Source organism: Ponticaulis koreensis DSM 19734, assembly GCF_000420665.1.
GTDB lineage: Bacteria > Pseudomonadota > Alphaproteobacteria > Caulobacterales > Hyphomonadaceae > Ponticaulis > Ponticaulis koreensis.
This window is the reverse complement of sequence record NZ_ATVJ01000001.1, coordinates 655,572-669,408: the sequence shown is the minus strand read 5'-3', so window position 1 is coordinate 669,408 and position 13,837 is coordinate 655,572. Positions and strand designations below refer to the sequence as shown.

Annotated in this window: 13 protein-coding genes; 11 read left to right on the top strand and 2 right to left on the bottom strand. The window is 54.9% G+C overall.

Annotated elements, in window-relative coordinates:
• Positions 1–40 precede the first annotated feature (40 nt).
• From infB to truB, 7 genes are all read left to right on the top strand, one after another.
• Positions 41–2,650 carry a translation initiation factor IF-2 gene (infB, locus tag G523_RS0103600; protein ID WP_022693661.1) on the top strand — a complete coding sequence of 870 codons (2,610 nt, stop codon included), beginning with the start codon at positions 41–43 and terminating at the stop codon, positions 2,648–2,650.
• A gap of 72 nt (positions 2,651–2,722) precedes the next feature.
• A complete protein-coding gene (locus G523_RS0103595; protein ID WP_022693660.1) occupies positions 2,723–3,334 on the top strand; it encodes a YcxB family protein in 612 nt (203 codons plus the stop codon).
• 54 nt (positions 3,335–3,388) lie between these two features.
• Positions 3,389–4,063, top strand: coding sequence for an SOS response-associated peptidase (locus tag G523_RS0103590; RefSeq protein WP_022693659.1), 675 nt, complete (start codon positions 3,389–3,391; stop codon positions 4,061–4,063).
• A gap of 45 nt (positions 4,064–4,108) precedes the next feature.
• The gene (gene rbfA, locus G523_RS0103585) at positions 4,109–4,522 is read left to right on the top strand and encodes a 30S ribosome-binding factor RbfA (RefSeq protein ID WP_022693658.1); all 414 of its coding nucleotides are present in this window, start codon (positions 4,109–4,111) and stop codon (positions 4,520–4,522) included.
• A gap of 1 nt (position 4,523) precedes the next feature.
• Positions 4,524–5,576 (top strand): glycerophosphodiester phosphodiesterase family protein, encoded by a 1,053-nt coding sequence (locus G523_RS0103580; protein ID WP_022693657.1) that lies wholly within the window; start codon positions 4,524–4,526, stop codon positions 5,574–5,576.
• 12 nt (positions 5,577–5,588) lie between these two features.
• Positions 5,589–5,978, top strand: coding sequence for a PAN/Apple domain-containing protein (locus tag G523_RS0103575; RefSeq protein ID WP_022693656.1), 390 nt, complete (start codon positions 5,589–5,591; stop codon positions 5,976–5,978).
• A 114-nt stretch (positions 5,979–6,092) separates the two neighbouring features.
• Positions 6,093–7,046, top strand: coding sequence for a tRNA pseudouridine(55) synthase TruB (gene truB, locus G523_RS0103570; protein ID WP_022693655.1), 954 nt, complete (start codon positions 6,093–6,095; stop codon positions 7,044–7,046).
• Positions 7,047–7,155: 109 nt separating this feature from the next.
• On the opposite strand, the gene G523_RS20820 is transcribed toward truB, so the two are convergent.
• The gene (locus tag G523_RS20820) at positions 7,156–7,326 is read right to left on the bottom strand and encodes a hypothetical protein (protein ID WP_022693654.1); all 171 of its coding nucleotides are present in this window, start codon (positions 7,324–7,326) and stop codon (positions 7,156–7,158) included.
• A gap of 274 nt (positions 7,327–7,600) precedes the next feature.
• Positions 7,601–9,391 (bottom strand): ATP-binding protein, encoded by a 1,791-nt coding sequence (locus G523_RS20080; RefSeq protein ID WP_022693653.1) that lies wholly within the window; start codon positions 9,389–9,391, stop codon positions 7,601–7,603.
• A 293-nt stretch (positions 9,392–9,684) separates the two neighbouring features.
• Between G523_RS20080 and rpsO the strand changes: the two genes are divergently transcribed.
• The 4 genes from rpsO (at position 9,685) to G523_RS0103540 (ending at position 13,832) form a co-directional block, all read left to right on the top strand.
• Positions 9,685–9,954 carry a 30S ribosomal protein S15 gene (gene rpsO, locus G523_RS0103555; protein WP_022693652.1) on the top strand — a complete coding sequence of 90 codons (270 nt, stop codon included), beginning with the start codon at positions 9,685–9,687 and terminating at the stop codon, positions 9,952–9,954.
• 70 nt (positions 9,955–10,024) lie between these two features.
• On the top strand, positions 10,025–12,148 hold the full coding sequence (gene pnp, locus G523_RS0103550; protein ID WP_022693651.1) for a polyribonucleotide nucleotidyltransferase: 2,124 nt from the start codon (positions 10,025–10,027) through the stop codon (positions 12,146–12,148).
• Positions 12,149–12,172: 24 nt separating this feature from the next.
• Complete coding sequence (locus tag G523_RS20075) at positions 12,173–13,102, top strand: CAP domain-containing protein (protein WP_022693650.1); 930 nt, start codon at positions 12,173–12,175, stop codon at positions 13,100–13,102.
• On the top strand, positions 13,083–13,832 hold the full coding sequence (locus G523_RS0103540; protein WP_022693649.1) for a nucleoside/nucleotide kinase family protein: 750 nt from the start codon (positions 13,083–13,085) through the stop codon (positions 13,830–13,832). Before G523_RS20075 ends, G523_RS0103540 begins: the two co-directional genes overlap by 20 nt.
• The last annotated feature ends 5 nt before the right edge of the window (positions 13,833–13,837 follow it).

Genomic DNA, 13,837 nt, shown 5'->3' with positions numbered 1-13,837 from the left:
CCCGGTGCGAAGCGAGAATGTATTTTAGATTTGGTGGTCGATGAGCGATACAGATAAAACAAAGTCAGATTCAGATGGTAGCCGTAAGCAGCTTTCCCTCGGGCGTGGGAAAGACACGGGCGTAGTCAAGCAGAGCTTCTCACACGGACGTTCCAAGCAGGTCGTCGTGCAGAAAAAGAAGAAGCGTATTTCTGCGGCTCCGACCAAGGCAACGAAATCTGGTGCTGATGCAAGCTCAACGGCAAAGGCCAAATCCGCTGGTCCGTCGAAAGCTGCCGAGCTTGCCAAGAAACTTGGTATTACCGAAGCCGAGCTGCGTGCACGTCAGGCCGCGCTGAAAAAGCGCGAAGAAGACGTGCAGAAGCGTCAGGCTGAAGATGCTGCGAAACAGGATGCGCAACGCCGCCTGAAAGAAGAGCAGGATCGTCTCCAGCGCGAAGAGCAGGAGCGTGAAGAAGCGGAAGCCCGTAAGAAGGCTGAGGAAGAAGCACGCAAACAGGCTGAAGAAGCCGCTGCTATTGCTGCGCAGGAAGCCAAAGCCAACAAGACCAAGAAGCCACCGGCAAAAGCTGAAGAGCCTGTCGAGGCACGTGCGCCGAGAGAAGGCCCTCGTCGTCCTGAACCGCCGAAGGAAGTTTCTGGTGCTGGTGCACTCGGCGAACTTGGTGGTCGTGTTAAGAGCAAGAAGCCGAAAATCGAGCCGGCCAAGCCTGCCCGTCAGACACGCGGCGAGCCTAAGCGCCGTCAGGGTAAGCTGACGATCGCAGCTGCGCTCGATGGTGACGAGGATCGTCAACGTTCACTCGCGTCTGTTCGCCGTGCGCGTGAACGCGAACGCGAACGTCGTATGGGCGGCAGCGACAAGTCCGAGAAATCAACTCGTGAAGTTATCGTACCTGAAACCATCACGCTTTCAGACCTCGCAAACCGTATGAAAGAGCGGGTTGCGGACGTCGTGAAATACATGATGAAGCAGGGCGAGATGATGCGCGCGAATGACGTGCTTGACGCTGATACGGCAGAACTCATCGTTGAAGAGTTCGGCCACACTGTGAAACGTGTATCTGAAGCGGATGTTGAGATCGGTCTTGAAGGACCGGACGATGATGAAGTTGATCTGAAAGGCCGTCCACCGGTCGTGACCATTATGGGCCACGTAGACCATGGTAAGACGTCTCTGCTCGATGCGCTGCGTTCAACTGACGTTGTGTCTGGTGAGGCCGGCGGCATTACGCAGCACATCGGTGCCTACCAGGTTCAGCTGAAATCCGGCGACAAGATCACCTTCCTAGATACTCCGGGTCACGCGGCGTTCTCTGCTATGCGTGCACGCGGCGCCGATATTACAGACATCTGTATTATCGTTGTTGCAGCCGACGATGGCGTGATGCCGCAAACGAAAGAGGCGATCAGCCACGCAAAAGCTGCTGGCGTGCCGATTATCATTGCGGTCAACAAGATCGACAAGCCGGATGCCGATGCGAACAAGGTGCTGACAGAGCTTCTTCAATACGACATTCAGGTCGAAGCTATGGGCGGTGAAGTTCAGGCAATCGAAGTCTCTGCGAAAGAGAAAATGGGTCTGGACGAGCTGACTGAGGCGATCACGCTTCAGGCGGAAATCCTTGAGCTTCAGGCGAACCCTGACCGTGACGCTGACGGCGTCGTTGTAGAGAGCCAGCTCGATAAGGGCCGTGGTCCTGTCGCAACTGTTCTCGTCAAGCGCGGTACTCTGAAGCGTGGTGACATTGTTGTTGCCGGCTCTCAGTGGGGTAAAGTCCGTGCACTTACCAACGAACGCGGCCAACAGCTGAAGACGGCTGGTCCGACTGTGCCTGCTGAGGTGCTTGGCCTCGACGGTGCGCCGGATCCGGGCGATCCGTTTGTTGTGGTCGATTCCGAAGCGCGTGCTCGTGAAATTACCGACTACCGTATCCGCATGAAGAAACAGGCTCGCGGTACGTCTACAGCGAAAGCCTCCCTTGAGCAGATGCTCAGCCGCCTCAAAGACGGTTCGGCTGAAACTCAGGAAGCGCCGCTCGTTGTTAAAGGCGATGTGCAGGGCTCTGTTGAGGCGATCACGCAGGCCGTCGAGAAAATGTCGAACGAAGAAGTTCGCGCACGTGTCATCTATGGCGCTGTGGGCGGTATTTCCGAAAGCGACGTACTTCTGGCTCAGTCTTCAGGTGCGCCGATCATCGCGTTCAACACGCGTGCGAACAAACAGGCGCGTGAGCTTGCTGAGAAAGAAGGCGTTGAAATTCGCTATTACTCAGTGATCTACGACCTGATCAACGATGTCCGCGACACGCTTTCTGGTATGCTTGCTCCGGAAAAACGCGAAACATTCATCGGCTATGCTCAGATCCTCGAAGTGTTCAACATTTCCAAGGTCGGCAAGGTTGCTGGTTGCCGCGTAACCGAAGGCGTTGTGAAACGTGGTTGCGGTGTGCGACTTCTGCGTGACGATGTGGTCATCCACGAAGGCATGCTCTCTACGCTCAAGCGCTTCAAAGACGAAGTGCCTGAAGTCAAAGAAGGCATTGAGTGCGGTATGGCGTTCGAGCGTTATGAAGACATGCGCGTTGGCGACCTTATCGAGTGCTTCCAGGTCGAAATGATCGAGCGCGAACTCGAAGTGAACGTATAAAATTTGCAGAAGCGTGAAATTTCACGCTTTTGAATTACTACAGAAACAGGTGTTGCGGTTAACCTGTATGGTATGACCGCAACACTGCTTCAGTCCAATCTTGCAGATGCCAATTCTTTGGATGCATCTGAACTGCCAACTCTGCGGATTGGCGGGACCGTTTCCCAAAAACAGATGAAGAAACTTGCGCGCCGGGTTCGTTCCGGACGTGTCGGGCCGACATCGGTCTATTATGCCGGTGTCACCGCACCAGCGATTGCGGCCGGCATGTCGACTATTGTATCTGCCTCACTGGAGCGTGCAGGCGTTGATCCTTACTGGACACTTCTCAGCGCCAGCCTTGTTGCGGCCATGGCCGGTATCACCTGGTATCTCATTTTCATGCGCTGGTCGTATCGCCATAGCTATGGGCGCACATCCGAGGTCGGCAAACACACCGATGTTGAAGTCGATGAGGCCGGTATTTTCTGGACGCGAGGCCATATCCGCACCCGTATCGTGTGGGATGGCATTAGCGACATCACCGCCGACAGCAATTTCATTCGTGTTCACGTGGTGGATGGCGACGACGTGCTCATTCCGACGAATTGGTTTGAGCAGCGTAAAGATCGTAAAACTGCGATCGCTGTGCTTCAGGAATATCGTGACCGCGCGTCCGGCGACGCCACGGATATGACTGCCTGATCTGTTCTTTCTTCCGATCCCCGCTACACTCGCGCCCTGATAGGAGGCGAGTCTATGTGCGGCAGATTTTTCAGACATGGTGTGAGCTGGGAAGAATATCGCGACAGCCTTGGCATCATTCCGCCTGAGAACGTCGAACCACCAGAAGCAAAATACAATATTGCGCCAATGACGATCAGCCCGGTCGTGCGTCGAAACCTTGATACGCACGAGATGGAAATGTTTCCTTCCCTCTGGGGGCTGGTGCCGAGCTGGTGGAATAAGCCACTGTCTGAGAAGAAGTTTTCGACCTTCAATGCTCGCGTGGAAACCGCTCATGAAGCGGCGAGTTATCGAGGCGCATTCCGCCATAAGCGCTGTCTGATTCCGGTAAGCGGGTTTTATGAATGGTCGCGTCAGGGTAATTCCAAAATCCCTTTTGCGATCGGGCTACGTAACCGGCGCTGGTTCTGTTTTGCAGGCCTCTGGGATTGCGCGCATATCGATGGTTCCGAGCTGAATACTTTCACCATTCTGACAACCCAGCCGAATGATCTGATGGCGGGTATTCACACGCGCATGCCGGTGATTATTCATCCGGATAATTATGCGCGCTGGATTGATGGCGATTACCGGAAGATGGACGATCTGTTCGAGCCATACCCGACTGATGAGATGCATGCCTGGGTGGTCGATCCGAAAGTTGGAAACGTCCGCAATCAGGGACCGGAGCTCATCGAAGAAGTGTGATCTTCTGTCTGCACATTGCCTCATTTCTCTGATAGAGAGGCCGCCATGAATAAGAAACACAAATCTACCGGCCCGATGGGGCCATCCCAGCGCCAGCTCCGTGCTGGAGAACTTGTGCGCCACGCGCTTGTTGATATTCTCGCGCGCGAGGAGTTTCGTGATCCCGCGCTTCAGGGCGTATCCGTCACGGTAGGCGAAGTGCGTACTTCGCCAGACCTGAAGCACGCGACGGTTTTCTGTTCGCCGCTCGTTGGCAGCAATGACGCTAAAGCGGTTGCTGACGCGCTGAACCGCGCATCAGCCTTCATTCGTGGCAAGCTCGGCCGGAATATCGATATGAAATTTACGCCGCAGCTGCGCTTCCTCGCCGACGAAAGCTATGACGAAGCATCTGCGATGGACAAACTGCTCAACAAAGTTGCCGAACGCGAAGGCTTCGAAGACGGCGAAGAAGAATAAAATGCGTAATCTTTCAATCGTTTCCGCTGGGCTGGCCGGTGTTCTGGCGTCTTGCTCGGCAATACCTTCGCCAGTCGCTGAAACGGTTGTTGATCGCAGCGATATCACGGTGATCGCCCATCGCGGGGCGAGCGGCTATCTGCCGGAGCATACGCTGGACGCTTATCAGCTCGCTATTGATATGGGCGCTGACTTTATCGAACCCGATCTCGTCATGACCTCTGACGGCGTTCTGGTCGCGCGCCATGACCCGTGGCTGTCGGACTCGACAGATATTGCCGACCATCCTGAATTTGCAGATCGCCAGACCACAGTTACTGGCCCGGACGGGACAGAGCTTACCGACTGGTTTGTCTGGGATTTTACCTATGAAGAGCTGAGCACGCTGCGCGCCCGGCAGGTTCGTCCGGGCCGCGACCATACGCATAATGATATTCTGCCAATACCGCGGTTTGACAGCGTTCTGGCGCTCGCCATGCGTAGTTGCCGCCCATACGATAGCGCAGACATTAATCAGGGAAGCTATGCGGCGTTCGGCGTCTATCCGGAAACAAAATGGCCTGAACACCATGCGGCGCGCGGCCTCAATATGGCCGGAGCGTTAGAAACTACGCTGTTTGCTGCGCTGAAAGATTATAACTGCGACCTGCCCATCTACGTGCAGTCTTTCGAGGACGGTATCCTGCGCGACCTGAATGACAGGCGCGCTTTCGATAACATTCCGCTTGTTCAGCTGGTTTATCCTGAAGGTTATGCGCTGGATGGCGCACCGAGCTATGAGTTGGAAGATATCGCCGAATACGCTGATGGCGTTGGCCCGTTCAAAACTCTGGTTCTCGATTATCGGACGCAAGAGCCAACCGGCTATGCGCAACGCGCCCGCGAGCTTGGTCTTGAAGTTCACGCATGGACGTTCCGCGATGATGATATCGCGCCCGGTTTTGAAACCATTGAAGATGAAATCCGCGCCATTCTTGATGCGGGCGTAACAGGCTTCTTCACCGATTTTCCGGATACAGGCCGCGCCGTTGCAGATGAATGGGCATCAGACTAAAGATCGTTTCTGATGACATTTCGGATCGCTCTTTTCTGCCTTAGTGCTCTCTGCGCTCTGCCGGCCATGGCGCAATCTGTCTCGCCTGATGGTGAAGACTATCAGCCTGCGCGCCGGATCGAGAATTTCAGCTGGAATGCCGGCGTGAATGTATCCGATCTGGAGGAGGTCACGGTGCTGCGGGATGGCAATGAGGAATGGGCGGTTGAGACGCCTCTGGACTGCGCCATTGCCTGCGAAGTGTTTCTCGGCTGCGTGGCCTTCACCTATACAGAGCCGCAGCTGTTCGGAGAGGCCCCTGTCTGCCGCATGCTATCGGGATATGATGGCCGAATGGTCGATAGCCACAGCCACCTCTATATAAAAGAAGCGCCGGATTTCGGGTTTACGCCCCATAACTGACGGGCTAGAGAGACGCCCCAATCATCAAATTCTAAATTGGAACATCCCGTTCCTGTTCAGGTCTGCAGCGATCATACGCCGTCCGATCCGGCGATGATCTGAGAGGTATGTGTTTTGGCACGCAAGAAGAACCGTAAGGGCGATCCGGTCCATGGCTGGCTCAATTTCAACAAGCCGGTGGAGATGACATCCACGCAGGCCGTTGGCCTCGTAAAGCGATTGTTCAATGCCCAGAAAGCCGGTCATGGTGGCACGCTCGACCCGCTGGCTGACGGCGTGCTTCCGATTGCGTTCGGTGAAGCAACCAAAACGTCTGCCTACGCCATGGATGCGGATAAGGACTACACGTTCACGATTGCATGGGGCTCATCCACGACCACGCAGGACCGTGAAGGCGATGTGGTCGCGCAATCAGACGCGCGCGCCAACATGGAAGAGATTTCTGCTGCGCTCGAAACCTTTGTCGGTGATATCGAGCAAGTCCCGCCAAAATTCTCCGCCATCAAGGTGAATGGCGAGCGCGCCTATGATCTCGCGCGCGACGGTGAAGAGGTTGAGCTGCAATCACGTCAGGTGACCCTCTATGAAGCGCGCCTTGATGAGGCCTCAACCCGTGATAAGGCAATTATTCATGTCACCTGCGGCAAAGGCTTCTATATTCGCTCGCTCGTACGTGACCTTGCAGCAAAGCTTGACCTTGAAGGGCATGTCTCCGCGCTGAAACGTACGCGCGTCGGCAATTTTGAAATCTCTGAAGGTAATTCGCCAGAACTTCTCGAAGCCGTCAGCGACCTTGAAACTCGCAGGCGCCTTCTCGTGCCTATCGAGGCTGCGCTGGACGACATTCCGGCGATCGAGATTTCTTCTGAGGGAGAGATGAAGCTGCGCAATGGCAATGAGTTCCGCCTGCTGCCGCATGAAATGAGCAAGTTCCAGACGCTACGGGCCGAATTGCAGGGTGAAGACTCTGATGATCGGGTCGCGCTCGCTATGGCTGACGGTACGGCGCTGGCGCTCGGTGAAATCCGCGCGGGCTTTTTCAAGCCGTTCCGCGTTTTCCAGATCTGACCCAAACTTCAGGCAAGAAAAAAGGGCTGCCGGGAAATTGGGGGCGGGCAGCCCTTCAGAAAACCTGGAAAGATTGGGGGGCAGTCCAGGTTCGCCTCTAATTATCTAATTATGCAGCGGCACTGCCGCGATAGATGAGGCGTGCGGTGTTCTTACGTTCAGACGCGTTTGCTTTTGCAGCGACTGGCGCGCCGCGATAAAAGAGTTTTGCGTCTTTTTTCGGAGCTGCATTGTCGTTAGCAGCGCGAACTTCGTAACCACGATAAACAAGCTTTTTCATAATAAGCTCCTTTCTGTTTCGGCGTCTGGGGAGGCGCCGTTTGTGTTCCTTTATTGAGATAAATATATGCAAGGTGTGTAAGTTTGTCAACATTCTTATTCTAATAATTCAGAAACCCCTGAATCTCGCGCCTTAGCTCTGATTTCTAAAACAAAAAATGCCCTCGACCGGTGCGAGGGCGTCAGGATGCAAAACTTTTTTCAGATAATGTCACAGCATTTTCGTGCGGGAATTGCGCTGTTAGCTGCCCTTTATCCGCCATATGCGGTACGGTTCAGGCTGCCGTTATCTGCGAAGGCAGATCGATCATCTGTGTATTTGTGACGGTGTGCGCGCGGGGCAGGGTGACTGTGAACGAAGAGCCTTCGCTCAGAACAGATGTGCAGCTCACCTCCCCATTCATAAGCGTCACCAGTTCCCGAACAATCGCCAGACCAAGGCCGGAGCCCTGATGACTACGGGTGGAGCTGCCATCGAATTGGGTAAAGCGATCAAACATGCGCTGACGAAAATCCGGATCAATACCGATACCCTGATCGGCTACAGAGAAGGACACGTGATCTTCGTTGGCTTTGCAGGAGACGGTGATCTGTTTGGAGTCACCGGAAAACTTGATGGCGTTTGATAAAAGATTGTCCATGACGCGGGCCAGATGTGCCGGGTCGACATGTATAAGTGCTTCTGCACCCGTGCAGCAGCCTCTGACGATCTCAATGCCGTGGGCGCTGGCATAGCCTTCGGCATTCTCGACGCATTGGCCAAGCACCTCTTTCAGCGGCAGAGTTTCCGGCGAAGCAGGCATACGGCCCGCATCAAGGCGCTCAAGATCGAGAATACCCTCAACCAGCGCGGACAGCCGCTCTGTGTTCGTCATCGCCATGCCGACCAGATGACCCGCTGACGGGTTCAGCTCCATTAGCTTGCCAGACGATAAGAGCTGAAGTGAGCCTTTTATCGAGGTGAGCGGGGTGCGCAGCTCGTGGTTCATTGTCGAGACGAATTCGCTCTTGATCTGTTCGGCCAGTTTTTGGCGGTGGATATCTAATACGAAAGCGACCTGGCGGCGCGGAATGCCGTTCTTGTCATAGTCCAGATTGCGGAGCTTGGTCTGAAACCATCGATATTCGTCAGGCGCAATCCGAAGAAGATGCACCATTGTCGCATCCTTTTCCCGGTAAGCCGCGTCCGAGAACAGGCGATTGCGAGTGTCTTCTTTGTGGTCCGGGTGGACGAGATCCAGAAATCCATCACAGCATTGCTTGATATCGGAAGCATTTCGAATGCTCATCGCGCGCAGGAATGATTCTGTGAACACTATTCGGGTTTCAGACGTGTCTGGTCTGTCCCAGATGCCGAAGCGCACGGATGTTGCCGCGAGCAAAAACCGCTCTCGAGCCCGACCAATACGGCGCTTTTGCTTTACGAGCATTCTGATCAGGCGATATAGCCTGTCATTCTGCGGCTTGAAGATAAACACCCATTCTATGATGAGCATGATGAGGGTCGCGACCCAGAGGACAGTGCCAATCTGAATGGCGCGGTCGCTGGCGATTTCCGCTTCTCTCTGGTATTCTCTAACGGCAAGCTCAAGGCCGTTGATCAGCTCGCCCGCGCTTTGGTCACGAAGCGCATCGGCCACACTTTGCGTGCGTGTCTCGTCCGTCAGCATCATACGTCCCTGACGGATATACGTCTGCACCTGCTCATCAAGATTGGTTTCGCCGCGATAGATAACCTCTGTAGAGGCGTTAACCGGTGCATTCCATGTGAGGCGCGGATGAGGTGACCCGGTCATCAGAGCTGTGTGCGCGGATTCGAATTCATCGAGAGACTGGCTCAACGCATCATAGTCGCGTTGCATATTCGTCAGCAGCAAACCTTGCGCATTGAGTGCGATCCGCTGGGAGAGCATACGCTGGCGACCCGACAGGTTGATGACGGACGCATAGGCTTGCTGATCACCCACAACGCGGGTGATCAGCATATGACCGGCTGTCGTCATCAGAGCGATCAGCGCGATACCGATAAAATAGAAGCGTAGGGCGCGGCGCGAAATCTTGAGCATGGCGTGAAAGCTACGCCCGTATCGGTTAACGGACGTTATGAAGACCTTAACCGCAGATTAACCGCACAAAATAATTCGAAGGTAATGCGCAGGGGCGCGCGCCACGGCCCGACAGGTCTTTCCTTTCAGGGCATTTTCTGTCATAAGCGCGCCACGGGTCGACCTGTGTCGCACTTAGCCTTGCTGGACGACATCTCGGCATGCGCTGAACTGAGGCAAGCGACCTGTTTCCAATGCCAATCTGGCTATAACACACGCCCTCCCCAAAGCGGGCGAAGAAAGAAAGTATTGCGATGTCGATTACGGCTGAAAAGAAACAAGAGCTGGTCAAGAAATTTGCTCGTTCAGAAGGTGACACAGGTTCACCTGAAGTACAGGTTGCGATCCTCACAGAGCGCATTTCAAACCTCACAGAGCACTTCAAAGACAACAAAAAAGACAATCACTCCCGTCGTGGCCTCCTGAAAATGGTCGCAACACGCCGGAAGCTGCTGGACTATGTAAAGTCCCGTGATGAAGAGCGTTATCAGGCGCTCATTGGAGAGCTCGGTCTCCGCCGCTAAGGCAAACCGAGAAAATACCCGCCAGCGGCAATCCGGCTACTGGCGGGTTTTTGTATGAAAAGAGAGATATATGTTCGATAAACATGTAGTGTCGACAGAATGGGCGGGTCGTCCGCTTGTGCTGGAGACTGGACGCGTAGCGCGTCAGGCCGACGGTGCCGTGCTGGCAACCTATGGCGAGACAACGGTTCTCGCGACTGTCGTAGCCCAGAAAGAGGCTAAACCAGGTCAGGACTTTTTCCCGCTGACCGTAAACTACCAGGAAAAATACTACGCTGCTGGCCGCATTCCAGGCGGTTTCTTCAAGCGCGAAGGTCGCCCGACCGAAAAAGAAACGCTGACATCACGTCTCATTGACCGTCCGATCCGTCCGCTTTTCGTTGATGGCTTCAAAAACGAAGTTCAAGTCGTTCTGACTGCACTGTCTTATGACGGTGAAAACGATCCTGACATGGTTGCTATGGTTGCTGCATCTGCGGCGCTCACCATTTCAGGTGTACCGTTCATGGGCCCGATCGGCGGTTGCCGCGTTGGCTATAAAGATGGTGAGTACATCATCAACCCGACTATTCAGGCGCTTCCTGAGAGCGACCTCGACCTCTGCGTTGCGGGTACTCAGGACGCGGTCATGATGGTTGAGTCCGAAGCGAAAGAACTTTCCGAAGACGTTATGCTGGGCGCTGTAATGGCTGGCCACAAAGCGATCCAGGAAGTTATCGACCTGATCATCGACCTTGGCGAACGCGCTGCGAAAGAGCCTTGGGACTATGAGCCGGAAGATCGCTCTGCAGAACTCAAGCAGGTTCAGGACCTCGTTGGCGCAGACCTGTCTGCTGCTTACAAGATCAAGGACAAGGCTGAGCGTCAGGCAGCTGTAGGCGAAGCGCGCGCGAAAGCGGCTGAAGCTCTGGTTGCGACTGAAGAGAAAGAGGGCATGGATGCTCTCGTCTTCAAAGACGTGTTCAAGAAAGCTGAAGCGAAAGTCGTTCGCGGCGACATCATCAAGACCGGCGTTCGTATTGACGGCCGTGCGCTTGATCAGGTTCGCCCGATTGTTTCCGAAGTTGGCATTCTGCCACGTACTCACGGTTCTGCCTTGTTCACCCGCGGTGAAACTCAGGCGATCTGTGTGGCGACACTCGGTACAGCTGACGACGAGCAGATGATTGACGGTCTGGACGGTCTCTACAAAGAATCGTTCATGCTGCACTACAACTTCCCACCATATTCTGTCGGCGAGACAGGTCGTATGGGCGGTGCGGGTCGTCGTGAAATCGGTCACGGTAAGCTGGCATGGCGTGCAACGAAGGCAGTTCTGCCTACGAAGGACGAATTCCCTTACGTTCTGCGCGTTGTTTCCGAGATCACCGAGTCTAACGGTTCGTCTTCCATGGCGACTGTTTGCGGTACATCTCTGGCGCTTATGGATGCTGGTGTTCCGATCAAGCGTCCGGTTTCCGGTATCGCTATGGGTCTGATCAAAGACGAAGACGGCGTTGCTGTTCTGTCTGACATCCTGGGCGACGAAGATCACCTCGGCGACATGGACTTCAAAGTGGCGGGTACATCTGAAGGTATCACCTCTCTGCAGATGGACATCAAAATCGCTGGTATCACTGAGGACATCATGAAAACGGCTCTCGCTCAGGCGAGCGGCGGTCGCATGCACATCCTTGGCGAGATGAACAAAGCGCTCGGCGAAAGCCGCGGTGAGCTGTCTGCAAACGCGCCACAAATGGAAAGCATGCAGATTCCTTCCGACAAGATCCGTGAAGTTATCGGTTCTGGCGGCAAGGTCATCCGTGAGATCGTTGAGACCACAGGTGCGAAGGTCAATATCGAAGACGACGGCAAGGTTACCCTGTCTGCGCTCGATAAGGCGTCCATCGATGCGGCTCGCAAGTGGATCCACTCTATCGTTGCTGAACCGGAAGTCGGCGAAGTTTATGAAGGCAAGGTTGTTGCCGTCAAAGACTTCGGTGCTTTCGTGAACTTCTTTGGCCCTAAAGACGGTCTCGTGCATGTCAGCCAGATGGCTGAAGAGCGCGTAAAACACCCGAAGGACGTTGTTTCTGAAGGTGATACTGTATGGGTCAAGTTGCTTGGCTTCGACGATCGTGGCAAAGTACGCCTGTCTATGAAGGTCGTTGATCAGGAAACCGGTAAAGAGAAAGCCTCTGATTCCGAAGAGTGATCGCAGTGTAACAGGGGCTTCTGAATGCCTGGTTCTCGATGGGATAGTCTCTCAGGAGCCCTGAATTTCTGCGTAACATTCCTGTGCGTTTTTATCCTGCTGGAGCAGATGCCTAACCGGTCCTTAGGGGCTGATGAATTGGTGCCTGCTCCGGTGGACATTTCCTATACGACGGCTGCAGAGCGCTGTGCGCATACGCAGACCCTCCCGACCGATGTCTCCTCCTATTTGCAATATGCGGCCCGCTGTCTTGGCGAGAATGCACCCGAAATGCAGATGCTGGATGGTGATGTGCTGGTCATGTTTCACCGCCTCAATGAAGTTCGCGTAGCGCAGGGCCTTCCGCCGGTTGTCTGGCATCCGGGCGCTGCTGAAGTCGCGCGTCTGCATGGCATTGATATGTTGCGGCGGGACTATTTCTCTCACCAGTCTCTGGAAGGTCTCCGCAATGATGACCGTCTGCGCCGCCTGCGCCGGAATGAGATTTTCGGCTATGCCGGTGAGAACCTTGCCTGGTACCGCGATGGCTGGCCCGAGACCTATAATCCGGGCCTGTTGCAGGAGCAGTTAGAGCTCAGCCCGCGCCACTTCGATGTGATGATCAATGCTGATTACTCCCATGCCGGCGCTGCGATTGTTCGCCATGGCAATACCTATGTCGGCGTGCAGGTGTTTCTCTCGGCCGAAGGTTATCTTGATGAGAACTGGCCGTCGCGCATTTTTCCGGGCCTGACATTTGACCTGCCGACTGAACTCAACGGACGTCCGGTGGGTGGCTGGATTCTCGAGCGTAAAAATGGCGAGATGCTCGCGCGCGGACGTACAAACCGCGTCATAGTGCCAGAAGTTGATGGCGAAGGGCTTGTCCGTCTTGTCGTTCTCGTGCAGGCAAGCCGCTCACATTTTCTCATGCTGAACGGACCGGTGTCAGACCTTGCCACACACGCCCCCTGAACAGACTGTTTGCCTGATCGCTGTCTCCGGCGGATCGGGTTCCGGTAAATCCACACTTTCTGAAGCCATCGCCTGCGTACTGGGTGAAGAGCTGTGCGTAGTGCTGGGTGAGGACAATTACTACAAAACCCGCGAAGAGAATGGCATTGTCGGCATGCCGGCAGCAGAAGTCGAAGCGACCATCAACTTTGATGATGTCCGCTCCAAAGACATGGCAATGATGTATCGCGATATCGCAGCTTTGAAACGTGGCGAAACCATCGACCAGCCGGTGTATGACTTTGCTGCGCATGACCGCAAAAAAGGCGAATTTGAAACTGTCGTTCCGAAGCGCGTTACGATTGTTGAAGGCATCCACGTGCTGTCTGACCCGGCGATTGCCGAGCTTTTCGACCTGAAAGTCTATGTCGATACGCCCGATGATCTGCGTCTTGCGCGCCGTATTCTGCGTGATACCGCGCCCGAAGATCAGGGCGGGCGGGGCCGTAGCGTCGACCGCGTGATTTCCCAGTACCTGAATTTTGTGCGCCCGACCCATCACCGCGTGACCGGCCCTCATAAATACATTGCGGATCTGGTGATCGCCGACGAGGGGCTGCCAGCCTTTACAACATCGCGCCCGACCCGCCATGCCGTCATGCGTATGCTCGCGCCGGTTCGCAACTGGCTTGAGGACCACGGAATCGTTAAGTCAGACGATTTCTCACGCTATCCGGATGATACGAATTAAAGGGA

Bases quoted from the DNA above. Each gene is read 5' to 3' on its own strand.
- infB (WP_022693661.1), top strand. From the start codon at position 41: ATGAGCGATACAGATAAAACAAAGTCAGATTCAGATGGTAGCCGTAAG.
- G523_RS0103595 (WP_022693660.1), top strand. From the start codon at position 2,723: ATGACCGCAACACTGCTTCAGTCCAATCTTGCAGATGCCAATTCTTTG.
- G523_RS0103590 (WP_022693659.1), top strand. From the start codon at position 3,389: ATGTGCGGCAGATTTTTCAGACATGGTGTGAGCTGGGAAGAATATCGC.
- rbfA (WP_022693658.1), top strand. From the start codon at position 4,109: ATGAATAAGAAACACAAATCTACCGGCCCGATGGGGCCATCCCAGCGC.
- G523_RS0103580 (WP_022693657.1), top strand. From the start codon at position 4,524: ATGCGTAATCTTTCAATCGTTTCCGCTGGGCTGGCCGGTGTTCTGGCG.
- G523_RS0103575 (WP_022693656.1), top strand. From the start codon at position 5,589: ATGACATTTCGGATCGCTCTTTTCTGCCTTAGTGCTCTCTGCGCTCTG.
- G523_RS20820 (WP_022693654.1), bottom strand. From the start codon at position 7,326: ATGAAAAAGCTTGTTTATCGTGGTTACGAAGTTCGCGCTGCTAACGAC.
- G523_RS20080 (WP_022693653.1), bottom strand. From the start codon at position 9,391: ATGCTCAAGATTTCGCGCCGCGCCCTACGCTTCTATTTTATCGGTATC.
- rpsO (WP_022693652.1), top strand. From the start codon at position 9,685: ATGTCGATTACGGCTGAAAAGAAACAAGAGCTGGTCAAGAAATTTGCT.
- pnp (WP_022693651.1), top strand. From the start codon at position 10,025: ATGTTCGATAAACATGTAGTGTCGACAGAATGGGCGGGTCGTCCGCTT.
- G523_RS20075 (WP_022693650.1), top strand. From the start codon at position 12,173: ATGCCTGGTTCTCGATGGGATAGTCTCTCAGGAGCCCTGAATTTCTGC.